The sequence below is a fragment of the Pseudomonas sp. B22129 genome (assembly GCF_044218875.1).
Classification (GTDB): domain Bacteria; phylum Pseudomonadota; class Gammaproteobacteria; order Pseudomonadales; family Pseudomonadaceae; genus Aquipseudomonas.
The window spans coordinates 2,156,237-2,179,645 of sequence record NZ_CP162592.1 but is presented as its reverse complement, the minus strand read 5'-3'; the positions used below and the strand labels follow the sequence as shown (position 1 = coordinate 2,179,645).

At 59.8% G+C, this 23,409-nt stretch carries 22 protein-coding genes and 1 pseudogene; 11 read left to right on the top strand and 12 right to left on the bottom strand.

Annotation, left to right across the window (positions count from 1 at the left end):
* The first annotated feature begins 1 nt into the window (after position 1).
* Entirely contained in the window at positions 2-445 is a 444-nt protein-coding gene (locus AB4P94_RS09960; RefSeq protein ID WP_395610373.1) for a Zn-ribbon domain-containing OB-fold protein, read from the top strand.
* Here the strand turns inward: AB4P94_RS09960 and AB4P94_RS09955 are convergent.
* From AB4P94_RS09955 to AB4P94_RS09925, 7 genes are read right to left on the bottom strand one after another with little or no spacing between them, the layout of a single operon-like run.
* Entirely contained in the window at positions 399-1,556 is a 1,158-nt protein-coding gene (locus AB4P94_RS09955; RefSeq protein ID WP_395610372.1) for a glutathionylspermidine synthase family protein, read from the bottom strand. The genes AB4P94_RS09960 and AB4P94_RS09955 overlap by 47 nt on opposite strands.
* Positions 1,557-1,568: 12 nt before the next feature.
* Positions 1,569-2,282 carry a DUF1190 domain-containing protein gene (locus AB4P94_RS09950; protein WP_395610371.1) on the bottom strand — a complete coding sequence of 238 codons (714 nt, stop codon included), beginning with the start codon at positions 2,280-2,282 and terminating at the stop codon, positions 1,569-1,571.
* A gap of 18 nt (positions 2,283-2,300) precedes the next feature.
* Entirely contained in the window at positions 2,301-2,729 is a 429-nt protein-coding gene (locus tag AB4P94_RS09945; RefSeq protein WP_395610370.1) for a DUF350 domain-containing protein, read from the bottom strand.
* 14 nt (positions 2,730-2,743) lie between these two features.
* Positions 2,744-3,406 (bottom strand): DUF2491 family protein, encoded by a 663-nt coding sequence (locus AB4P94_RS09940; RefSeq protein WP_395610369.1) that lies wholly within the window; start codon positions 3,404-3,406, stop codon positions 2,744-2,746.
* The gene (locus AB4P94_RS09935) at positions 3,393-3,959 is read right to left on the bottom strand and encodes a rhomboid family intramembrane serine protease (RefSeq protein WP_395610368.1); all 567 of its coding nucleotides are present in this window, start codon (positions 3,957-3,959) and stop codon (positions 3,393-3,395) included. The genes AB4P94_RS09940 and AB4P94_RS09935 overlap by 14 nt, the downstream gene beginning before the upstream one ends.
* Positions 3,960-4,018: 59 nt before the next feature.
* Positions 4,019-4,717, bottom strand: a complete 699-nt coding sequence (locus AB4P94_RS09930; RefSeq protein WP_395610367.1) for a PspA/IM30 family protein — start codon at positions 4,715-4,717, stop codon at positions 4,019-4,021.
* Between the two features lie 17 nt (positions 4,718-4,734).
* Entirely contained in the window at positions 4,735-5,316 is a 582-nt protein-coding gene (locus tag AB4P94_RS09925) for a YjfI family protein (RefSeq protein ID WP_395610366.1), read from the bottom strand.
* 334 nt (positions 5,317-5,650) lie between these two features.
* Here AB4P94_RS09925 and ycaC point away from each other — a divergent pair.
* Together ycaC and AB4P94_RS09915 are read left to right on the top strand one after the other, a co-directional pair.
* Positions 5,651-6,256, top strand: a pseudogene (ycaC, locus tag AB4P94_RS09920) (isochorismate family cysteine hydrolase YcaC); the annotation flags it as partial.
* Positions 6,257-6,616: 360 nt separating this feature from the next.
* Positions 6,617-9,799, top strand: coding sequence for a hypothetical protein (locus AB4P94_RS09915; protein ID WP_395610365.1), 3,183 nt, complete (start codon positions 6,617-6,619; stop codon positions 9,797-9,799).
* A gap of 149 nt (positions 9,800-9,948) precedes the next feature.
* Here AB4P94_RS09915 and AB4P94_RS09910 read toward each other — a convergent pair whose 3' ends face one another.
* Positions 9,949-10,980 (bottom strand): YhcG family protein, encoded by a 1,032-nt coding sequence (locus AB4P94_RS09910; RefSeq protein WP_395610364.1) that lies wholly within the window; start codon positions 10,978-10,980, stop codon positions 9,949-9,951.
* Positions 10,981-11,251: 271 nt separating this feature from the next.
* On the opposite strand from AB4P94_RS09910, the gene AB4P94_RS09905 reads away from it, so the two are divergent.
* From AB4P94_RS09905 to AB4P94_RS09870, 8 genes are all read left to right on the top strand, one after another.
* On the top strand, positions 11,252-12,379 hold the full coding sequence (locus AB4P94_RS09905; RefSeq protein ID WP_395610363.1) for an aminotransferase class I/II-fold pyridoxal phosphate-dependent enzyme: 1,128 nt from the start codon (positions 11,252-11,254) through the stop codon (positions 12,377-12,379).
* On the top strand, positions 12,379-13,347 hold the full coding sequence (locus tag AB4P94_RS09900; protein ID WP_395610362.1) for an ornithine cyclodeaminase family protein: 969 nt from the start codon (positions 12,379-12,381) through the stop codon (positions 13,345-13,347). Before AB4P94_RS09905 ends, AB4P94_RS09900 begins: the two co-directional genes overlap by 1 nt.
* A gap of 58 nt (positions 13,348-13,405) precedes the next feature.
* Positions 13,406-14,029 (top strand): transcriptional regulator, encoded by a 624-nt coding sequence (locus tag AB4P94_RS09895; protein ID WP_395610361.1) that lies wholly within the window; start codon positions 13,406-13,408, stop codon positions 14,027-14,029.
* A gap of 137 nt (positions 14,030-14,166) precedes the next feature.
* On the top strand, positions 14,167-15,306 hold the full coding sequence (locus AB4P94_RS09890; RefSeq protein ID WP_395610360.1) for a Fic family protein: 1,140 nt from the start codon (positions 14,167-14,169) through the stop codon (positions 15,304-15,306).
* Positions 15,307-15,395: 89 nt separating this feature from the next.
* Positions 15,396-15,638, top strand: a complete 243-nt coding sequence (locus AB4P94_RS09885) for an exodeoxyribonuclease VII small subunit (RefSeq protein WP_003176346.1) — start codon at positions 15,396-15,398, stop codon at positions 15,636-15,638.
* Positions 15,635-16,522, top strand: coding sequence for a (2E,6E)-farnesyl diphosphate synthase (gene ispA, locus AB4P94_RS09880; RefSeq protein ID WP_395610359.1), 888 nt, complete (start codon positions 15,635-15,637; stop codon positions 16,520-16,522). Before AB4P94_RS09885 ends, ispA begins: the two co-directional genes overlap by 4 nt.
* Before the next feature lie 110 nt (positions 16,523-16,632).
* The gene (dxs, locus tag AB4P94_RS09875) at positions 16,633-18,531 is read left to right on the top strand and encodes a 1-deoxy-D-xylulose-5-phosphate synthase (protein ID WP_395610358.1); all 1,899 of its coding nucleotides are present in this window, start codon (positions 16,633-16,635) and stop codon (positions 18,529-18,531) included.
* Positions 18,532-18,687: 156 nt separating this feature from the next.
* Positions 18,688-20,589: a TonB-dependent receptor domain-containing protein gene (locus AB4P94_RS09870; RefSeq protein ID WP_395610357.1), complete on the top strand. Its 1,902-nt coding sequence runs from the start codon at positions 18,688-18,690 to the stop codon at positions 20,587-20,589.
* Positions 20,590-20,682: 93 nt separating this feature from the next.
* Here AB4P94_RS09870 and AB4P94_RS09865 read toward each other — a convergent pair whose 3' ends face one another.
* From AB4P94_RS09865 to AB4P94_RS09850, 4 genes are all read right to left on the bottom strand, one after another.
* A complete protein-coding gene (locus AB4P94_RS09865; RefSeq protein ID WP_395610356.1) occupies positions 20,683-21,471 on the bottom strand; it encodes a cobalamin-binding protein in 789 nt (262 codons plus the stop codon).
* A complete protein-coding gene (locus tag AB4P94_RS09860; RefSeq protein WP_395610355.1) occupies positions 21,468-21,887 on the bottom strand; it encodes an MFS transporter in 420 nt (139 codons plus the stop codon). The genes AB4P94_RS09865 and AB4P94_RS09860 overlap by 4 nt, the downstream gene beginning before the upstream one ends.
* A complete protein-coding gene (gene ribA, locus AB4P94_RS09855; RefSeq protein ID WP_123717382.1) occupies positions 21,884-22,501 on the bottom strand; it encodes a GTP cyclohydrolase II in 618 nt (205 codons plus the stop codon). Before ribA ends, AB4P94_RS09860 begins: the two co-directional genes overlap by 4 nt.
* Before the next feature lie 129 nt (positions 22,502-22,630).
* Complete coding sequence (locus AB4P94_RS09850) at positions 22,631-23,356, bottom strand: substrate-binding periplasmic protein (RefSeq protein ID WP_395610354.1); 726 nt, start codon at positions 23,354-23,356, stop codon at positions 22,631-22,633.
* Between the last annotated feature and the right edge of the window lie 53 nt (positions 23,357-23,409).

The window sequence follows — 23,409 nt, the reverse complement described above, 5'->3', positions numbered from 1 at the left end:
CATGCAGCTGACCTCACCCCATATAACCCCGGAAAGCGCGCCGTACTGGGCCGCCGCCAACCGCGAGCAACTGCTGCTGCGCCGTTGCCTCGACACCGGTAAAAGCTATTTCTACCCTCGCGACCACAGCCCTTTTACCGGGAGTGCCCGCACCGACTGGGTCCTCGCCAGCGGCCACGCCACCTTGTACAGCTTCAGTTTCAGCGGGAAAAAGGACGAGCTTCATTGCATCGCGTACGTGACGCTGGATGAAGGGCCGACGATGCTCTCGGTCGTGGAGTGCGACGAGCCGCAACAGTTACGTATCGGGCAACGCCTCAACGTGGCCTTCGTGCCGACACCGAATGGTCAAAAGATACCGGTGTTCCGGTTACCGCCTACCGGTGATGGCAATACGCTCAATCCAATATCAAATGCGGCAAAAACCGGCTCGAATCCTTGGTGATCAAACTGTTGTCTTCGCGCACGCCAATGCCGGCGGCTTGATCGCCAATCACCCATGAGCCAATCAGCGTGTAGCTGTCGCCAAACTTCGGCAGCGGCGCAAATTCCTGAAGAATAAACGGCGCATCCGTGTAGGGCCCGTCCTCTTTGACGATGAGCCCATCTGCGGTTTGCAGCTCGATGTTGGCGCCTTCACGGGAGAAGAACGGCTTGCGTACCCAACCCTTCGGCACAGCCTTGCCGGGGTCGGTATCGAGGTGCGCCGCCAGGAGATTCGGGTGGTTTTTGTTGAATTCCCACAACAGCGGCAGGATGCCTTTGTTGGAAAGAATGGATTTCCACGCCGGCTCAAAAAACTGCGTGTCGCTCCCGGCAATCGCCTCGCCAAAGGGTTCGTGAAAGATGAACTCCCAGGCGTGCAGTTTGAACAGGTGGGGAATCCAGCGATCTTCAAGGTCGACGAAGCGGCCTTCGGCGGTGAGGCCGATGTCTTCAATATCAATGTGGCGGGATTCGATGCCGACTTTTTCGGCGACGAGGCGCAGGTAGTCGGTGGTGCCTTTGTCTTCGATCGAGTCTTTCATCGAGGCGAAGTAGAACGGCTGGTTGACCTGCAACTGGGCGAAAGCCTGGTGCAGTTTGGTGTCAATGCTATTGAACTGGTCGGCGTGTTTGGGCAGCAGGCCGCGCTCAATGCATTGTTCCAGCCAGCCCCATTGGAACGCGGCGGCCTCGTAGAGGCTGGTGGGGGTGTCGTAGTTGAGTTCGAGCAGTTTGGCGGGGCCGGCGCCGTTGTAGGAGAAGTCCATGCGCCCGTACAGGTGCGGGTGGCCTTCGAGCCATGAGGTGCGAATCATGTCGTAGAACGCTGCGGGGATGCTCAGGCGTTCCAGCAACTCTTCGCTCTGGACCACGCGGGCGACGAGGTCCATGCACAGGTCATGAATCTCGGTGGTCGGGTCTTCCAGGTCGCGCTCGATTTGCTGGAGCGTGAACTGGTAGTACGCGCTTTCGTCCCAGTAGGGTTCGTCGTCGATGGTGTGGAACAGAAAGCCGAGGCTTTCGGCAGTCTGTTTCCAGTCGTGACGTTCTGCGCAGTGGATTTTCTTCATGGCTCGCGTTCCTTAGCTGCTCGACCCGCCACCGCCCCAGCCGCTGCGTGCGCTGGCCTTGCTGCCGAAGCCGCCACGGGAGGTAGCTGAAGAAACGGCGCTGGATTTGCTGGAAGAACGCAGCGTATTCGAGTAATTGCTGCTGCCGTAGCGGACCTGGTTCGAGCGGCCAAAGGTGGCGCCATTCGAGACGCGTTGGTTGAGCGTTGACGAACCGTAATTGCCGCGATCATCGCGGTAGCGGTACACCGGCTCGGAGCGGTAGCTGTTGCGGTTGTTGCTCAGCATGTTGCCGATCAACAGGCCGGTCAGCAGGCTGCTGGTGGAGAAGCCCGAGCCGCCACCGTTGGCTTGCGCGCCGGCCACTTGAGCGTTGGCTGCGTCGACCTGGGATTGGGTCACGCGGCCTTCGGCGGTCAGTTCGAAACCGCCCAGCCGTGGGATGAATTTGCCGGTGGAGTCTTGCTGGCACCAGTCGGCGACAAAGTCTGCATCGCAGTCGGCCTGGCTGTCGTACACCGGGGCAATGCGGCGGTGTTCGGCCATGGCCGTCATGTAGGCGTCCGAGCACACGTCCACCGGGAGCTTTTCATCGGCACATTGCTGCACGGACTGGAAGTTGTACTTCTTCTGCACATCGTAGGTTTTTTCCGATGGCCCGCAGCCGGAAATAGCCATGGCGACCGACGCGGCCAGCGACAGCTGAACGTATTTGCTTCGTTTCATCAAAGGCTCCGTGCGCTGTCAGTTCTGGGTAGGCGTCATGCAGGCGGCGTTGAGCATACCCACGCTGATAGCCACGGCGGCCACGTAGATACCGGCGGCGAGTTCGCCTTTGCTGATGCGCTCGGACGTGCCTTTGAGCACCAGGGTGGTCAGCAGGAACGCCAGCAGTTGCACGACGGCCGCGATCACGGCCCAGACGACGAAGTCGAGAACGCTGACCGAGTAAGCAATCACGTTGCTGGCCGGAATCGCGAAGCCGATGATGGCGCCGCCCAGGGCGACCGCTGCCGACACGTTGCCCGAGCGGATCAGCTCGAACTCTTTGTGCGGGGTGATGCGGGTATAGATGAACTGGAACAGCACGAGCAACACAGCGGCCCCGAGGATGTAGATGACAAACCCGAGCACAGCCGCCTTGTTCAGGGAAATGGAGAGTGCTTCTAGCATTGACTTCGTCCTTTTTAGAGCGCGTTCAAATCGGTGGTGTACAGGGAAATGCCCAGCGAAGTGCTCAGGCTGATGGTGCCTTCGGCGTCTTCTTCAACGGAAAACAGCAAAAATTCCCGACGGTCCGTCAGGCCGGTGTCGCGAGCATATAGCATCGAACGGTGTTCGACGTTGTAGGACTCTTCCGGGTTGACCACCTGCTCGGTCATCGCCACCAATTCGGTCTGGCCGTTTTCGCTGCCCCACACGCGCTGGTATTCGACGCCGTTGTGGGTGTAGGTCGGCAGCCCGATCAGACTCTGCGGGCCCGCGAGCCTGCGCAGTTCCGCTTCGCTGCTGATAGTGACGTAGCTGAGGTAGTTGAACAGAATCACCGACTCGACCTGGCCAGCGATGTCGCCGGTGGTGTGCACCTGCAGCCAGTAATCCTCGTCGTTCATGTAGTAGCGCGACAGCCAGGTGGATTGCCCGAGGTCAACGGTGCCATTGCTCCAGATTTCCTGGGTGCCGGGGATGACCACCGAGGTTTTCTCATCGAGCAACAATTTCAGGATCGCGTCGAAGGTCACGCCTTTGCCTGGCGCCAAACCCAGCGGGCCGGTGGTTGGCAGCGCCGGTTTTGATTCGGCATTTGCGTGCGGGGCCTCGAGCCCCATCAACTGTTTAAACCATCCCATTGGAGCGTTCCTTGAGGTGGGTGGAAAGAAGGACCTTGGCGGCAATAAACCCGGCAAACGCACCAAACAGGTGGCCCTCAAAGGAAACCCCCTGACGCGGCAGGAAACCCAGGACCAGGCCGCCATAGAGTAGCGCGACCACAGCGGCGATGATCAGGTTGCCCCAGCTTCGGTGAAACCAGGCACGCGACAACAGATAGGCCCACAGCCCGAACACCCAGCCACTGGCCCCGATGTGCACGCCACTGAAACCGAACAGCCACACCAGCGCGCCGCCCAGCAGGATGATGATCGTGCTGACGCTGATAAACCGGTTGAACCCTTCGATAATCACCAGCGTGCCCAGCACTAAAAAGGCGATCAGGTTTGCACTCAGGTGCGCAAAAGACCCGTGCAAAAACGGTGAGGTGAGGATACCGAACAACCCCTGCACGGTTCTCGGGACCAGGCCGAAGGCCATGAGACTGTAACCGCTCGCCACATTGAACAGTTGCAGCGCAACCATCAACAGGGCCAAGCCTGCGATTGTCTTGAAACCCTTGAGGGCGTCCATCCTGACCTCGATATAAAAAAGAAAGGGCCGAGAATAGGCCCCTCCTGTTGCGGCTTTATTTACTCAGCCGACTTTTGCTTCAGACGCTCCAGAATCGCATTGGCGCTGCCTTCATTCGGCGTGATGCCGGCTTCGCGCAGCTTGCGCTCAAGATCAGTGCCCGTGGAAGCCTCGGCCAGCTCGTCCTGGGCTTGCAGTTCGGCGGCGCGTTGCTGCTGCTTGGCCTGCAGGCGGTTCAGCGTACCGACCGCGGTTTCCAGTTTGCCATTGGCACCGCCACTGGCGATGGACGCGCTGACCTGGGCCTTTTGCACGCTTTCACGCGCCTTGGCCATGTCCACTTGCTGGCGCAGGCTTTTGATCCGGCTTTCGGCCTTGGTGATGTCTTTACGCATGCTTTCGGCGTAACCACCAAATTCAGCGGTCTGCTTTTGCTCCGCGTCGCGTTCGGTGGTCAGGGTCGAAATGGCTTCGGCCACTTCCAGGGCCAGGTCTTCGCGGTTGGCCTGGATGGCGGCCATCGCCTTGGTTTCCAGGTCCTTGATCTTGGCGTCGTATTCACCGACGCGATCATTCGCCAGTTTGTGCTTGGCCATGATGCTGACCAACTCACGCTTGGCATTGGCCAGCGCGGTGTCGGCATCGCGAATTTCCTGGTCAAGGATGCGCAGGGCTTGCTGGTCGACGATCGATTCGCCGACTTCGCTGGCACCGCCACGCAGCGCGGTGAACAGCTTGCTCCAGATGGACTGAGTCATTGGATACTCCCGAATACTTAATTGAAGAAACGTTCGAAGGCTTCGCTGGCGCGCTGCACGTTGTCGACCAGGGTTTTCACCTCGGTCACGATGTTGGTCAGGCTGGAGTCGGAGCTCAATGCACCGAACATGTTGTAGACAACCTGGCCGTTGGGCATCGACTCGATGCCGATCGAAGACAGCGGGAACATTTCCCGGCTGCGCAGCACGGCGTCATTGAATTTTTGCACGTCGTTGATCGACTCGACGTCGACCAGCACGGTGTCGACGATGATCTGTTCGCCCACCACCGCGATGTAAATCGGCAAGCCACCGAAGTCGTTCATTTCCAGCTTGATGCTGGACTCGGAGCCTTGAACCAGAGAAAGCGTGATGTCGTTGGAAACCACGTCGTCCAGGGCCTGAAGCGCCGTGAAAAGGCGGTCGATATTCCAGTTGTTACCTGCGCTCATGAAATTCTCCGACATGAATGAGCCAGCCAGAATCGGCTGGCGAAGCTGTTTCTCCATCTGCTTGAGCAAGCTTCGGTTTTCGGGAAGCACCCAAGTTTCGTGTTTCACATACCCGGCGGCCGCCAGGCCCGCGCGCATCTGCTTCATGTAAAAGCTCGACGGCTTTTTCGCGGACGGTTTTGAGCGCTCTCCCTGAAGGCTTGCTGAATCGGAATCGGGCCCTTCAGACGGGCTCGATGGAGAGCTGCTTTTCATGTACTGGCCTCGTTGTGAAAAACTCACGCGTGAGAAAATCTACAGGCAATTTTCGATGCGCTCAATAGCTCACGCGTGAGATTTTTTGCATCAATTTTTTATCATTGTCTCTTTTCAGTTGACAGAATTACGCACCACAGCCGATTTATCCCCCGCAAGCCACCCATTAATCTGTGCCCATGTTGAACGCAACGCCCAACCCACCCAAACAAAAAGGATTTCAACCATGAGCACTCCAACCTACAACCGCTTGAACAAAGACGACGCCATCGTGTTGCTGGTCGACCACCAGACCGGCCTGATTTCCCTGGTGCAGGACTTCTCGCCCAATGAGTTCAAGAACAACGTGCTGGCCCTGGCCGACCTGGCCAAGTTCTTCAACCTGCCAACCATCCTCACCACCAGCTTCGAGCAAGGCCCCAATGGTCCGCTGGTGCCGGAATTGAAGGAAATGTTCCCGGACGCGCCCTACATCGCTCGCCCTGGCCAGATCAACGCGTGGGACAACGAAGACTTCGTCAAGGCGATCAAAGCCACCGGGCGCAAACAGATCATCATTGCCGGTGTGGTCACGGATGTCTGCGTAGCGTTCCCCACGCTGTCGGCGCTGGCGGAAGGGTTTGAGGTGTTTGTGGTGACGGACGCTTCGGGCACTTTCAACACCACGGTGCAGCAAGCGGCCTGGAGCCGGATGACGCAGGCCGGTGCGCAACTGATGAACTGGTTTTCGGTGGCGTGTGAGTTGCATCGCGACTGGCGCAACGACATCGAAGGCCTGGGCAACTTGTTGTCCCAGCGGATTCCGAACTACCGCAACCTGATGAACGGTTATTCGGCACTCACCGCACGCACTAAGCTACACCCCGCTCTAGAACAAGCCTGCGCTCAACCGCAGGCTTTTTCGCGTGTGCCGGTATTACACGGTCAAGGTTCTAAACAGGCTATCGGCGTTGTGAATTGTTGTGAAGACTTTGCGAATTCGGCAATTCCCCGTGCTAAGTTCCAAATCACTCTGATTCACCGCACTTACCAACAGCCGTCGAACAACTAGCGGCATGTCCTTGTTATTGACTAATAAGTTCCGGGCACTTGCCCGGGAAGTTGTAGAGCTCTGTTCGATTTAAAAGGATTAACACTGATACACCCTTACTGGCGGCGCTTTAAGCGCAACAATCAACTCAGGAGCATGACCATGGTAGCGAAGGTAGAACCCACCCCAAAGGACGCCGAGGGCACTGATAAAACCAAGGTCGCTGCCTGGGAAAAATCCGTCAAAAACGCCGCCACAGCGCCCAAACCCAAACCGACGGATGAGTTGGGCAAGGGCCAGAAACGTCCCGAAGGTGACACCCGTTCGGCAGAACAAATCATCAAGGACACCCCCCTGCTCAGCCAACTGGGCAACCAGAGCGGCGTGAAAGACAACCTTAAAAAACAAGTCGGCGATTTTGAAAAAGACGCAGACGCCGCCTATCGCGCCTCCAAGGTGCTGGAGCATGTCGAGTATATCGACGAAGACGGCAAACTGACCGACGGCAAAAATGTCGGCAACAACAGCATCGACGGGTTCACCAAGGACGGCGAGGCTCGGCACGGCACCGAAGCCGGGCGCTTGCAGGACTTTGGCAAATACGGTTACTCAAGCCTGCGCGGCGAAGTGGTGAAGTCGGACCTGGGCGACAAGCAGAAACGCCCCGACGGTGACACGCGCTCGGCCAAGGAAATCATCGACGCCACGCCGCTATTGAAAAACCTCGGCAACCAGAGCGACGTGAAGGACAACCTGAAAAAACAGGTCGGTGATTTCGAGAACGACGCCGACGCTGCGTACCGCGCCACCCAAGTCCTGGAGCATGTGGTCAGCCTCGACGAGAACGGCAAGCTGCTCACCGGTTACGACGCCCGCAACAAAGACAACGACAGCATCGATGGTTTCACCAAAGACAAGGAAGCCCGCCACGGCACCGAGGCCGGCCGCTTGCAGGATTTCGGCAAGTACGGGTACTCGAGCCTCAAGGGCGACCTGATGCACGTCAAAGACGCGACGCACACCGACAAGGCCGCGCCACCCGATGAGCCGCAAGACGTGCAGGCCCTGCGCGACAAGTACAACATCCCCACCTTCGGCGCCGAAGGCTTGATGGACATGGAGTTGCCCAACGACAAGACCGTGGGCGGCCAGACCGCCGAGAACTTTGTGCAGGGCATCCGCGACGACATCAAGAGCGGCAAGCTGGCCGAAGACTCGGATGAAGCGAAGATCGTCAAGTTGATGGACGCCCAGGCCGCGCTGGACAATGGCTACGATCTTTACGGTTACGCCGAGAGCATTAACCTGGGCAGCGGCACTTACCGCGAAACCGATAAGAGCCCGACCAAGCTGAACGGCAAAGACGTCAAGGAGATGGTTGACGAAGAAAAACTCGCCAAAGAAATTTCCACCTTGATGGGTAAAGAAGGCATTAAGGACCGCTACGACGCCGAACTAAAGAAAAGTGTCGGTAGTTTGTCCGAGGATCGATTGAACGAAGTACGCGAACAAGTTTTCCCGGCACTGTTCAAAGACGGCACCCGCGACGCCAACTTGAACTTCGAAGACTATGTGATCGCCATGAATGACTCGGGCGACCCTAAAAAAGCCGAAATGGCCGAGCTGGACGTAGACCGCTACTTCGAATCGCTGCGCATCCTTGAACCGGACAGCTACACCGCGCGCCGCCAGACGTTCGACCAGAACATGATGACGCACCAGCTCAACACCTACATGGAAAACCCCGACAAGGTATCGCCGGAAAACGCCGAAAGCGGGCTGAAGGCCACGTTCACCATGGTCAAGGGCGGCATCAACGCCACCCTCGGCGCCCTGGACAAGGGCGACAAAACGTACGACATGTACAAAAAGATGAAAGATGAAATCGACATCCTTGACGGCCATATCAAAGGGCTGACCCCCGGGGAAAACAAACAGATTGCAGCGGCCATTCGCCTCGCAGCCGCCAGCGGGGACGCGAAGGCCATCGACAAGATTGTCGATACTCAACTCAAAGGCCTGGGCGCCAATCGCGAAGCGGCCGCCGGTTCCCTGAAGACGATGCTGCACACCGCCAGCTCCACCGGCGGGCTGAGTGCCATGGCAGGCACCATGAACTTGGTCAGCGGCGCCCTGCAGCTCGCCAATGGCGGCGCCAACATGACCGACGACCAGAAAATCGCCGCCGCGAAAGATCTGGTCTCCGGCTTGAGCTTTACCAACGACTTCCTCAAGTTCGGCTCGAACATCGTGGAAACCCTGGGGGGCAGCAAAACCTATGACCCTGCCGTGGACACCGACGGTAAAGGCCCGCCGAAAATCAAAGCGACTGAATGGCTCGGTCTGATCGACGAGAACCTGCCGGACATCTGGGGCAAGAAAACCGCTGAAAAATCCGACGCACTGGCCGCCTCCATCAGTACCCAAGTCAAGGAGTCTTCCGAAACCCTCAAGAAACTCGACGTGGGCAACCTGTCGGCCGATGAGGTCAAGGAATATGACAACGCCGCCAAATCCCTTGGCGAACAGATGGGCGCCAAGAACATCCCCGGCAAAGGTAGCCCGGCGTCCAAATCCGAAATTGCGATCGCCTCCGGTCGCTCGTTCCTGCGCTTTATGGGCGGCGCCGGCCTGGATTTGACCGGCGGCGTGATGGACATCGTTTCCGGTGCCCGCAAACTGAAGAATGCCAAGACCGCACTGGAGAAAACCGACGCCGCCTTCACGCTGGGCGGCGGTGCATCCGGTACCGGTATGGCCATTGCCAATACCATCTCGATGTTCGCCCCCAAAGGCGCTCACCTGGCCGGCAAACTGGCTGGTGATGTGGCCGCCACCGTCGTACGCGGGCTCGCCATGGGCGCCCGTATTGCCGGGCCGGTTTTCGCCGTGGCCGGTGTGATTTTCGGGATTGCAGGCACCCTGATTGCCGAAGCGGTCGAACACGCCAAAATGCAGAAACTCACAGACTCACAAGGCCAGTTCTTCAAAGACCTCGCCGCCGCTGGCGTGACCAAGGACGACTGGGGCGACAAGCTCGAATACGCCCGCTACGCCAGCTACATGTACGGCGGCCGGGACACGCCGGACGACAAGTCGATGTTTGAATACCAGTCGGACGAGTGGAAACACTTCAAGGAAACCGAAGACAAGAAAGGCAGCTCGCTGGCTCGCCTGGCGCCTCACCTGCACAAGGACGGCGACCCCGACAGCAAGAACCTATGGGAGAAATTCCTGGCGGGCGGCACCAGCTCCAGCGGCCCTCATGGCAGCGAGCGGCATACCGACGATTGGCGGCCTTGGGGCAGCACGGATATGGATTCGGGGAGCAAGAAAACGGCTTGATCCACATACCGTGAGTTGCGGGTGAACACCGTACCTCTGGCGAGGAGGCTTGCTCTCGCTGGACTGCGCAGCAGTCCCCTCTTTGGGGCCGCTTCGCGGCCCAGCGGGAGCAAGCTCCCTCGCCACAGGTATCGCTTTGACCTTAATCGCTAACCCGCCAACTCCCGCTCTATCTGTTCAATGCTTGGCAAACTCGTTTGCAGCTCCGCGGGCAAAGATTCCACCAACTGATATTCCGCAACGCCGATAGGTCGATTGTTATCGCGCAATGCGTATTCAGCGACCACTTCATTTTTGCTCTTGCACAGCAACAGGCCAATGGTTGGCCCATCCTGCCGATGCTTGAGCCGGGCATCCACCGCAGCAAGATAAAAACCCAACTTGCCCAAGTGCTCCGGCTTGAATTTTCCGGCCTTGAGTTCGATCACTACATAGCAACGCAGCTTCAAGTGATAGAACAGCAGGTCGACGAAGAACTCGTCTCCCCCCACATCCAGTAGCACCTGCTGGCCGACGAAGGCGAAACCGGCTCCCAACTCCAGCAGAAAGTCAGTGACGTGCTTGATCAACGCGTTTTCTATATCGCGCTCCTGCGCATCCAGGGCGAGGCTGAGAAAGTCAAAGCGATAGGGATCTTTCAGCGACTCACGGGCCAGATCGGACATGGGTTTGGGCAGGTGGCTCTCAAAGTTGCTGACGGCCTTGCCACTGCGCTCCAGCAGGCGACCTTCGATTTGCATGACGAGCGTGTTGCGCGACCAGCTGTGTTCGATCGCTTGGGCGATGTACCAACGGCGGGTTTCGGGGCCGGGGAGTTTGTCCAGGAGAGCTATCTGGTGGTACCACGGCAATTGTGCAAGCACCCCTTGCACAAATTCTGCGTCCGGCCACGCTTCGGCGAAAGACCTCATGTATTTAAGGTTACGTGGCGAGAAACCTTTCATTTTGGGAAACGCTGCACGCAAATCCTGAGCAAGGCGATCAATCACTTTGCTTCCCCAGCCCTGCTCTGCCTGGCGGGTCAGAATATCGTTGCCCATTTGCCAGTAGAGCAGCACCAGTTCACGGTTCACCGCCAGCGTCGCACGCTGCTGGGCTGTGTGGATGCGCAGTTTGAGTTCACTTAGCCAATCGCTGTAACCCGCAGGAGGCGCAATCAAGCCGATAGAGGTTTCGCTCATTCCAGTTTCACTCTTGGGTTTCAGGCGCGGGCTTCGCGACAAAACGGACTGACCCGATCATTGAGACGCAAGGCAGGCTAGTCAGGGACCTTTGCGGTCACAAGGGGCTATGAGCACTCCAGGAATGACCTCGCACGACTTACAGAATCGTCCTGCTGGCACTTTAAATTTCTCTAAACCCCTCAATTAGACTAAAAATACACATTAGACAAATTATATACATCCAGCTAATGTCGCCTTTCTGACCTCGCTCATCTTCAGGAAACGCGCCATGGCCACCCTCCCCGATTTCAAGCTCGAAACCTACTTTTCCAAGTGGGAGTTTTCTGCGCGTTATCACATGACGGCTTCCGACGCCCAGAGCCTCACCCTCAAGGAATTGCTGGCGATGGCAAGCGCGGATGACCGGGAGGCGTTCGAGAATCTGCCGCTCGGCTACACGCAAACCTGGGGCCTGCCGGCGTTGCTGGAAGTGATCGCATCGACTTACGAACAGCTCAAGCCCAAGGACTTGCTGTGTTTTGCCGGTGCCGAGGAAGGCTTGTACGTGGCGATGCACGCGCTGCTCGATGCCGGCGACCATGCGATTGTGCTGACGCCCAATTACCAGTCAGCGGAAACCATCCCCTTAAGCATTTGCGAAGTGTCTGGCGTGGCGCTGGACCCGGCGCAAAACTGGACGCTGGACATCGATGCAGTGGCCGCCGCGATTCGGCCGAACACCAAGCTGATTTCCATCAATTTCCCTCACAACCCCACCGGCAAGATCCTGGAGCGTGAGCGTTTCGACCAGTTGGTAGCCTTGTGTCGCCTGCACGGGATTTACCTGTTCAGCGACGAGGCGTATCGCCTGCTGGGGCTTGGCGAACAGCTGCCGGCGGTGGCGGATGTGTATGAGCGCGGGGTGTCGCTGGCGGTGATGTCCAAGCCCTATGGTCTGCCCGGCCTGCGAATTGGCTGGATCGCTTGTCAGGATCGTGCGCTGCTGCTGCGCATGGAGCGTATGAAACATTACCTGTCGATCTGCAATTCGGGGCCGAGCGAGGTGCTGTCAATCATTGCGCTGAAGGCGCGGGACACAATCCTCGCGCGCATTCATCAATTGATGCGCCACAATCTGGGCTTGCTGGACGGCTTCTTTGCTGAGTTTGCCGAGCAGTTTGAGTGGGCTCACCCGGATGGCGGCTGCATTGCCTACCCGCGCTACCTGGGCGCTGAAGGGGTCGAGGTGTTCTGCAATGAGCTGGTTGAACGCACGGGCGTGTTGTTGCTGCCCTCGAGTATTTATCATTCGGAACTCGGGCCGGTGCCGCAAGACCGTTTTCGCATCGGTTACGGCCGCGCGCAGATGGAAGAGGGCCTCGGCGTGTTCGCCAATTACCTGCGGGAGCGCACTTGATGAGCCCGGTACCACTGGCGGTTTACGGGCTCAGCGAGTTGCGCACCGCCTTGCTGCGTAAAGACATGTTGCAGGCCGTTGAACAAGCGCTGATCAGCCACGCTGACGGGCGCATCGTCGCGCCGCCGCCGGGCGTGTTGCTGTTTGAGAAGCCGCCGGGGGACTGTCATATCAAGGCCGGTTACGCGAAGGACGGTTCGATGTTTGTGGTCAAGCTGGCCATGGGGTTTTACGAGAACCCGTCCCGGGGCCTTACGACCAATAACGGACTGGTGCTGGTGTTCGACTCCCACACCGGCAAGACCCTGGCCGTACTCAATGACGAAGGCTGGCTGACCAGTTGGCGCACCGCCGCAGCCGGCGCTCTGGCTGCCCGGGCCGGGGCGCCTTCGCAGGTGAGCGCGTTGGGGATTATCGGCAGCGGGCACCAGGCTGAACTGCAGGCGCGCTGGGCCTGCGAGTTGCTCGGAATCGAGCGCGTGGTGATCTGGGGGCGCAGTACGCAAAGGGCGCAACGCTTGGCCAAAAGCCTGGCGCACCATGGATTGAAAGCCCAAACAGCCGACAGCGTCGAAGAAGTTTTCGCACAGTGCAACCTGGTGATTACCTGCACGCCCTCATCCGAAGCACTTGTACCTTCAGCCGTGGTTCGCGCGGGCACGCATATCGTCGCCCTCGGTGCCGATAGCCCGGGCAAACAGGAACTGGACCCTGTGTTGCTGCAACGGGCCCGAGTAGTGATGACCGACGACCGCGCCCAATGCGTGGACCATGGCGAAATGAGCCATGCAGTAAAGGCCGGTTTGATTACCGGCCACGCCGACGTTTCTCTCGGCGACGTGCTGGCGGGCAAAGCCTGCGGGCGCTTCAGCGATGAAGACCTGACCATCGCCGACCTGACCGGCCTTGCCGCCCAGGATGTCGCTTTGGCGACCCTCGCAGTGGAACGGATGCAGGCCGCCAACTGACAAGTGTTTGGGCGCTTGCGTACAATCGCCTTTCCTATTTCCGGTACCCGGTTACCCCATGGTCGATATCGCATTCATCAAGGCCACCGCCGACGGCATCGCCGCCCTGCTCTATCCAGACCTGGAAGCGGTGGTGCACGACCTGCGCAGCGGGCGCATTGCCCATATCGCCAATGGCTTCTCCAGGCGCCAGGTTGGCGATGAATCGCTGATCACCGATCTGCCGGAATTGGCCGCCGGGCCGGACGTGGTGGGGCCTTATGAAAAGACCGGTCCCAACAGCCGCAAGCTGCGCTCGATCACCATGGTGGCGCGGGCTGAAGACGGGGAGCCGAAAACGCTGCTGTGCCTGAACTTCGACGTCACCGCGCTGGCCCAGGTGCAGAAGCTCATCAGTGGTTTCGCCGTTGGCCAGCAATCCCAGACGCGCCCCGAGTCGCTGTTCAGCGGCGACTGGCGGGAAAAGCTCAATGAAATCGTTGAAGCCGTCGCAGCCTCCAATAACCTGAAGCCGAGCGATTTTGGCCGCGCAGAAATCATCCAGGCGCTGGTGCAGGCGCGGGAACATGGTTTATTGGATGTACGCAATTTTGTCGACTACGTTGGCGACTACTTCAAGATCTCCCGTGCCAGTGTTTACAACTATCTGCGGGCGGCGACGGCACACGGCAACGAGTCCTGATGGAATGTTGACAAAGCCACCCACCGTTTATCGAGCATGGGTGGTTGAGTGGACGATGAGCCGAATAAAATGCACAATCGGCTCACAATATGAGCCGAATAACCTTTCTATTCGGCTCACGCTACAGGTACCGAGTCATGGATCATCCGTTCTGGATCTGGCAACACGCCGACTGGCCGCACTTCCACTGGCAACCGGGGCGCCTGGCGACTCTCTTGCGTGAGTGCGGGCAAGCCCAAGGGAAACTGCTGGGCATGCTCGGTACCGTGAGCCAAGCGGCCAACGCGCAGAACGAACTGGATGCATTACTGCAAAATATCCTGACCTCTTCGGCAATCGAGGGGGAACAACTGAATGTGGGTTCGGTACGTTCATCACTGGCGCGGCGTTTGGGTTTGGAGCCCTTGAAAAATATCAGCGTCAGCCGCCGTAGCGAAGGTTTGGCTGAATTGATGATGGATGCCACCCAGCAATACGCCCAACCCTTCACCCTCGCGCGTCTTTTTAACTGGCATCATCTTTTGTTTCCAGCACCAGAGGCAGGTTACGCAGCGCGAGTACTGAATGTCGGGGCATTGCGCGGCGAGGAGCCAATGCAGGTGGTGTCGGGGCGGCTTGATCGGCCGATCGTGCATTTTGAGGCGCCGCCGCGCGGGAACCTGGAACAAGCGCTGAATGATTTTCTCGAATGGTTCGAAACCAGTCGCGATCAACCGGAACTGGACCCGCTGGTCCGCGCTGGCGTAGCGCATTTCTGGTTTGTCACGCTGCATCCCTTCGATGACGGTAATGGTCGCCTGACACGCGCAATCACGGATTTGGCGCTGGCCCAAGGCGAGCACCAGGCTATCCGTTTTTATGCCATGTCTGCCAGCATCCTGGAGGACCGACCCGGTTACTACAAGGCACTCGAGTCCAACCAGAAGGCCACGCTGGATATCACTGACTGGCTGGAATGGTTCCTCAAAACGCTGTTGCTCAGCCTGTTGCAAGCCATAAAGCGGATCGACCGCGTCCTGGACAAAACACGTTTCTGGCAGCAGCACCGACACCTCGTTTTGTCTGCCGAGCAAATCAAGGTACTCAACCGTCTGCTTGACGGCGGTGAAAAAGGCTTTAAAGACGGCATCAGCGCAGCGCAGTACCAAGCTGTCGCGAAGGTGTCCAAGGCCACAGCGACCCGTCACCTGGCTGATCTGCTGGAAAAAAACTGCTTGGTGCGGTTGCCCGGCGGAGGCCGCAGTACGCGCTATCAAATCAATGACTTGAGCGATTGACTCACTTCTGCCAACTGACCCGCTCATTTGCCCAGAATCCCCATGTCTGCTAGTGTCGCGCCGGTTTACCGTCTACCGGATTAGCCGCCATGGCCCGCAAAAAAGTTGCACTCGATTTCGAACAATCCCTCGCTGACCTGCAAACCCTGGTCGAGCGTCTGGAGAACGGCGAGTTGTCGCTGGAAGACTCTTTGACAGCGTTTGAGCAAGGCATTGGCCTGACTCGCGACTGCCAGAGCGCGCTGGCGCAGGCAGAGCAGAAGGTGCAAGTGCTGCTGGAACGCGACGGGGAGTTGGCCGAAGAACCTTTCGATGCGGAACAGCCCGAATGATCGACGCGTATCAGGCCAGTAGCCAAGCCCGGGTGAATACGGCGCTGGACCCCTTGTTTGTTGCGCCCAGCCCGGAAATGAACCGCCTCTATGAGGCCATGCGCTATAGCGTGATGAATGGTGGCAAGCGTGTTCGCCCGTTGCTGGCCTATGCCGCGTGTGAAGCCCTTGGCGCGCCGGCCGAAGAAGCCAACGGCGCAGCGTGCGCCGTGGAGTTGATTCACGCCTATTCCCTGGTGCATGACGATTTGCCGGCCATGGACGACGACGATCTGCGTCGCGGCCAGCCCACCACCCACAAAGCCTTTGATGAAGCCTATGCGATTTTGGCGGGTGACGGCCTGCAAAGCCTGGCGTTCAGCGCCTTGCTGGACCCGCGCCTGAGCAGCGTCAGCGCCGAGATCCGCCTGCGCATGGTCACTAAGCTGGCTCACGCGGCAGGCCCGGCCGGCATGGTCGGCGGGCAAGCGATCGACATGGGCTCGGTCAGCCTCAAGCTGGACCAGCAAGCCCTCGAACATATGCACCGCCACAAGACCGGCGCGTTGATTGAAGCCGCCGTGGAACTGGGTGCTTTGGCCAGTGGCCGCGCAGACGCTGCGCAGTTGGCCGCCTTGCAGACCTATTCCCGGGCCATCGGCCTGGCGTTCCAGGTGCAGGACGACATCCTCGACGTCGAAAGTGACACCGCGACCCTGGGCAAACGCCAAGGTGCCGACATCGCACGGGACAAACCGACCTATCCTGCGCTGCTCGGGCTGGACGCCGCCAAGGCCTATGCCCTGGAACTGCGCGACCAGGCCCTGGACGCCCTGCGACCTTTCGACGCGGCGGCCGAGCCGCTGCGTGACCTGGCGCGGTATATCGTCGAACGCCGCCACTGATCACAGCGGCTATTACCGCCGCATATCGGCCAAGTTCGGCGCTCTGCGTGGGCAGTTTGCGATGCTTGAGGTAAACTGCCGCCTCTTCTATACCTATAACGATTCGCCTGATGCCCACGACGTTTCAAGAGATTCCCCGCAAACGCCCGTCCACGCCCCTGCTCGACCGTGCTGCCACGCCGGACGGCCTGCGTCGACTGGGTGAAGCCGAGCTGGAAACCCTGGCCGATGAGTTGCGCCTGGAATTGCTCTACACGGTCGGCCAGACCGGTGGGCATTTCGGTGCCGGCCTGGGCGTCATCGAGCTGACCATCGCCCTGCATTACGTGTTCGACACCCCGGACGACCGGCTGGTGTGGGACGTGGGCCATCAGGCGTATCCGCATAAAATCCTCACGGGCCGCCGCGAGCGCATGGGCACCCTGCGCCAGAAGGACGGCCTGGCCGCCTTCCCGCGTCGCTCCGAGAGCGAGTACGACACCTTTGGCGTCGGCCACTCCAGCACCTCCATCAGTGCAGCGCTGGGCATGGCGATTGCCGCCCGCCTGCAAGGCAGTGATCGCAAAGCGATTGCGGTGATTGGTGATGGCGCACTGACCGCCGGCATGGCCTTCGAAGCGCTGAACCATGCGCCGGAAGTGGACGCCAACATGCTGGTGATCCTCAACGACAACGACATGTCGATTTCGCGCAACGTGGGTGGTTTGTCCAATTACCTGGCCAAAATCCTCTCCAGCCGCACCTATGCCAGCATGCGCGAAGGCAGCAAAAAGGTGCTCTCGCGTCTGCCCGGCGCGTGGGAAATTGCCCGGCGCACCGAAGAATATGCCAAGGGCATGCTGGTGCCCGGCACGTTGTTTGAAGAGTTGGGCTGGAACTACATCGGCCCCATCGACGGCCACGACCTGCCGACCCTGATCGCCACGCTGCGCAACATGCGTGACCTCAAGGGCCCGCAATTCCTGCATATCGTCACCAAAAAAGGTAAAGGCTTCGCCCCGGCGGAAGTCGATCCGATCGGTTACCACGCCATCACCAAGCTTGAACCCGTGGACGCCCCTGCTGCTGCGCCGAAAAAGGCTGGCGGGCCGAAGTATTCCGGTGTGTTTGGCGAGTGGCTGTGCGACATGGCCGCCGCCGACCCGCGCCTGGTAGGCATTACCCCGGCGATGAAGGAAGGTTCCGACCTGGTGGCGTTCAGCGAGCGTTTCCCGCTGCGCTACTTCGATGTGGCGATTGCCGAGCAACACGCGGTGACCTTCGCCGCAGGCATGGCCTGCGAAGGCGCCAAGCCGGTGGTGGCGATTTACTCGACGTTCCTGCAACGCGGTTATGACCAGCTTGTGCACGACGTGGCGGTGCAGAACCTCGACGTCCTGTTTGCCATCGACCGCGCAGGCCTGGTGGGCGAAGACGGCCCGACCCACGCCGGTAGCTTTGACCTGTCCTACCTGCGTTGCATCCCCGGCATGCTGGTGATGACGCCGAGCGACGAAAACGAACTGCGCAAGATGCTCAGCACCGGCCACCTCTACAACGGCCCGGCCGCCGTGCGCTACCCGCGTGGCAATGGCCCGAATGCGGTGATCGAGAAGGACCTGGAGCCTATCGAGATCGGCAAAGGCATTGTGCGTCGCCAAGGCAGCAAGACCGCGTTCCTGGTCTTCGGTGTGCAACTGGCCGAAGCCCTGAAAGTGGCCGAGAAAATCGACGCCACCGTGGTCGACATGCGTTTCGTCAAACCGCTGGACGAAGCGCTGGTACGCGAAATCGCCGGTCGTCACGAATTGCTGGTGACCGTCGAAGAAAACGCCATCATGGGCGGCGCCGGCGCGGCAGTCAGCGAGTTCCTGGCGCGGGAGAACATCCTCAAGTCGGTGCTGCACCTGGGCTTGCCCGATGCGTACGTCGAACACGCCAAGCCGGCGCAGATGCTGGCTGAGTGCGGGCTGGATGAAGCCGGCATCGAGGCTTCGGTGCACGAGCGGATGACGCTGCTGGGCCTGTAACCCGACTTACCGGTAAGAACCGAATCAACATGTGGGAGCTGGCTTGCCTGCGATGAGGGTGGCACATTCAACATTCATGTGCCTGGTAAACCGCTATCGCAGGCAAGCCAGCTCCCACCGGTGTTTTGTATCGCCGCTGAATGCTATGGACAGCCCATGACCCGTCTTCACTTCGCTCTGCCTTTGCTGTTGCTCCCCGCCGCCGACCTGCTGGCTGACAACTTCGAGCGCGACAACGCGCTGAAGCTCCCCGACGTCGTCATCAGCGCCAACCGCCAGGTCCAGGCGCGTAACGACAGCAGCGCCGCCAACACCGTGTTCACCCGCGATGACATCGACCGCCTGCAGCCCACCAGCGTCACCGACCTGCTCAGCCGCGTGCCTGGCGTGCAAGTGGCGCAAACCGGCGGACGCGGCAGTTTGCCGGGTATCTTCATTCGCGGCACCAAGACTGCCCAGAGTCTGGTGCTGGTGGATGGCCAGCGCATCGCCAATGCCACTTCGGGTGACAGCGGCTTGCAGTATTTGAGCGTCGATCAGATTGAGCGCGTGGAAGTACTGCGCGGTTCACGCTCAGTCATCTACGGCAGCGACGCCATCGGCGGGGTTATCCAGATCTTTACCCGGCGCAATGCACAGGCGGGTGTTCACCCCCGCCTGCACCTGGGCTTTGGCAGCAACCAGACCTGGGAACGCAGCCTGGGCTTGTCGGGTGGCGATGAACGCACCCGCTTCAACCTGGGTGCCAGCCTGGATGAAACCCAAGGCATCAACTGGACCCACGAGTCGTTTGCCACCGATGGCGATCATGACGCCTACCGCAATAAATCACTGAGCCTGAACCTCAGCCATTCATTGAGCGATGATGTGGAAGTCGGCTTCAATCTGCTGGATGGCCGGGGCAAGTCGGAATATGACAATCCATTCGGGCGCTACGTCAGCATTTTCGAAAGCGTCGGCCAGAAGCCCTACACCGACTACACGGTGAGCAGTGCCAGTGGCTATGTCGACGCCAGACTCAACGACCGTTGGCAGACCAGGCTAGAGCTGGGCCACAGCGAGAACCGTGACAAGAAGCGCGACCACCTCAGCGATGAGGGCAGCGCCTTCAACACTTATCGCGACTCAGTGAACTGGCAGAACGACCTGACTCTGGATGACCGTAACAGCCTGATCCTCGGCGGTGACTGGTACGAAGACCGCGTACGCGCCAGCGAAGACCTGGATGCCGATAGCCGCTGGAACCGTGCAGCGTTCATCCAGCACCGCTACGCCTCGCAGGCGTTCTCCACCGAATTGGGCTTGCGCCACGACACAAACCAGCAATTCGGCAGCCAGAACACTTGGAGCGGCACACTCACACTGCCACTCAACCCGAATAACGATCTGTTGCTGTCCTACAGCGAAGGCTTCCGCGCGCCGAGCTTTAATGACCTGTATTACCCCGGCAGCAGCAACCCCAACCTCAAGCCGGAACATTCAAAGAGCTATGAGCTGCAATGGCGCAGCCAACTGACTGAGACGACGCGCCTGGAAACCTCGCTGTATCGCACCGATCTGAAGGACGCCATCGTCGCGCAACAGATGGATTTCTACATTCCACGCAACGTGGCATCGGCCCGGATCAATGGCTTCGAGGCGGCGCTCAAGCAAGAACTGTTTGGCTGGCAAGGCAACCTGGGGATGTCGATTATTGATCCGCGTGACCGGGACACCGGCCACACCCTGGAGCGTCGGGCACGGCGTACGCTGAGCCTGGACCTGGATCGGCAGTTCGACAAACTGGGAGTGGGCGCTAGCTGGCAGGCTTTCAGCGCAAGCTATGACGACGCAGAAAACAACCATCGTCTGGGTGGCTATGCTTTGCTCGGCCTGCGCGGCAGCTGGGCGTTGAACCGGGAAGTGTTGCTGTCGCTGAAGGTCGACAATGTGCTGGACAAGTCCTATGCGCGGGCGATGTACAGCTATCAGGATCCCAATTACGAGAACAATCAGAACTACCGTGAGGAGGGTCGGGTGTGGATGTTTGGGGTCACTTGGACACCCGAAATTCGATGAGTACCTGCACAGGCCTCTTCGCGAGCAAGCCCGCTCCCACATTTTTGAATGTATTCACAGATCAAATGTGGGAGATTGCTCTCGAAGGCGGTATCACAGGTTAGGTGATATCACCTGACACAACCGCGCCACCGCCTCCACCATCTGCCCACTCGGCCGCTCCAGGCCCTTATCGGGCACCAAACGCACCCGCTCCGCCATCGCCGGCCAAACCTTCCAGTCATCCTTCTGGGCCTGGTCGCCCACCAGGATCATCTCGGGGTCGCGCTGTAGCACGGACTCGACGCTGACCTGCGGCGCAGGCAGCTTGAGGTCATCAAACACATTACGCGCCCCACACACCGTCAGCGCATCGCTGATGATCTGCCCGCCCCCCACCGTGTACAGCGGCTGATTCCACACCTGGTAAAACACCCGCAACGGCTCGGTGCGTTGATAGCGCTGGCGCAGTTCGGCCAGGCGTTGGCGCAACTGCGCGGCCAATTGCCGGCCAGCCTCGTGCCGCCCAAGCTGCTCGGCAATGGCCTGGACCTGGGAGGTCAGCTGTTCAAGTTTATGGGGCTCGGCCACGTAGACCGGGATATTCAGGCGCTGCAGTTGCTCGCGCTGGGCCGGACCGACGCTGCCGGGCCACAGCAAAATCAGATCGGGCTTGAGGCTGAGCAGGCGCTCCATGTCCAACTGGCCGTAGTGCCCAACCGACGGCACCGTCGCCAATTGCGCTGGCCGGTCACCACCGTCGAGCACGCCCACCAGCACGTCGGCGGCGCCCAGTTCAACCACGATTTCAGACAGTGACGGCGCCAGGCTGACCACGCGTTCGGCAGCCGAAGCCTGGGCACAGAACGCCAGCAGCAAGACCGCCAGCCAGTGGCGCTTCATCCGAGTTGGCGCGGAATGCGATAGAGGTAAAACAGCACCATCGTGGACAGCGCCAGCAAAAACAGGGGCACGGCCTCAAGGCCGACGAACACGGCCAGCGCGCCGATCCAGGCGGGTAACGCGGCCACCAGCAGCGCCGCGCGCCGACGCGCCGCCAGGGTAATCCAGGCGGCCGGTTCTTCGGGCGTGTCGAGGGCTTTGGAGGTCGCGATCAGCGCGTGTTTGTAGCCGTGAAAATAGCGCAGGCTCAGAAACATCGAGGCCACGCCGGCGATAAACAACGGCATGGCCAACACGGGAAGCAGAGATTCAGCCTGGCCGAACACCAGGTTGAGCACGAACAGCGGGAGCAGCGCCAGGGCCAGGTACTGCCACCAGTTGAAGGACAGTCGCCGTTTGACCTGGCCACGGGTCACGCGCGGTCGACCTCGCCCTGATGCTCGTTGCCCATCATATGGTCGAGCTTGCTGGCTTTGGTCGCCAGGTAAAGCTTGTTGTGCGGGTTGTGCCCGGTGTGCAGCGGCACGCGCTCGGCCACGGTGATGCCCATCTCGGTCAAGGCTTTGACCTTGCGCGGGTTGTTGGTCATCAGGCGCAGGGATTTCACGCCCAGATGCTCCAGCATCGGCAGGCAAATGCCGTAATCACGCTGATCGGCAGCAAAGCCCAGGCGCTCGTTGGCTTCCACGGTGTCGGCGCCGCCGTCTTGCAGCTCGTAGGCGCGGATCTTGTTCATCAAGCCAATGCCACGGCCTTCCTGACGCAAGTACAGCAGCACGCCACGACCTTCGCGGGCGATGGCGCGCAGCGCGGCTTCCAGTTGCGAGCCGCAGTCACAGCGCTGGCTGAACAAGGCGTCACCGGTCAGGCACTCGGAGTGCACACGGCCCAGCACCGGGGCGCCGTCGGCGATGTCACCGAGGCTGAGTACAACGTGCTCGCGGCCGGTGGCTTCTTCGAGAAAGCCGTTCATGGTGAACGTGGCAAAAGGGGTAGGCAGCTTGGAAGCGGCGACGAAAACGACGGGCACCGTGTGCTCCTGATTTCAGATTTCACAGAGGGCGTCATTGTAACAGCAGGTTCCTACAGACGCTTAAGCTGAATTATCGTTGATAAAGATCAATAGGTTCGATTGGCCTTCGTCCCGGTTCTATGCAGGTCAGAACGGATACGGCTGCTTCCAGTGCTCGAAAATGGGCTTGAGCTCGCCGCTTCTGACCAGCGCGGCCATGCGCTGGTCATACACCGCCATCAATGCCCGCCCACGGTCATTATCGGCAAAGCCCACGTACAGCGGCAGTTCGGCGATGTGGGTGAGCTTGAATTGCGAGGGGTTGCCCGACTGGCTCAGGACAAATTTGGCTTCGGTGTGGGCATCGATGTAGAAGTCGGCCCGACCGTGTTGCAGCATCGGCAAGATGCCGTCGCGCCGTTCGATCTGGTTGAAGCGGTGCACATTCGGCAAGTACTCCTCGTACTTGTAACCGCGCACCCAGGCCAGGCGGTAGTTGCCCAGCGTGGCGATACTCGGCGTCGGCGTGGTTGCCAGCCCGAGGGCGTAAATGTGGTCGGAGTCGAAATTCCAGTGCGGGTAGAGCACGTCGCGGGCTTCGTCGCGGTAGGAACCGACCCAGCCGTCCACCTCACCGCGCTGGGCCAGGCCGACCGAGCGGGTATACGGCACGCTGCGGGTTTGCAGGGTAATACCCGCGGGTTCGAACACCTGGCGCAGTACATCCCAGGCCAGGCCGCTGCCGTCTTTGTTGGTGTAGTCGTTCCATTCCTCACTGGCCAGCATCACCTTGCCCGGCACCCGGGTTTCTTCGGCCTGCACCAGCGAAACGGCTGCGCACAACCCGACCAGCAGCCAGCGGCGCACATCCATAGCGACAACCTCCCGCAGCACAAGAACCTATAGAGGGTAGCGCAGGTCTGCGA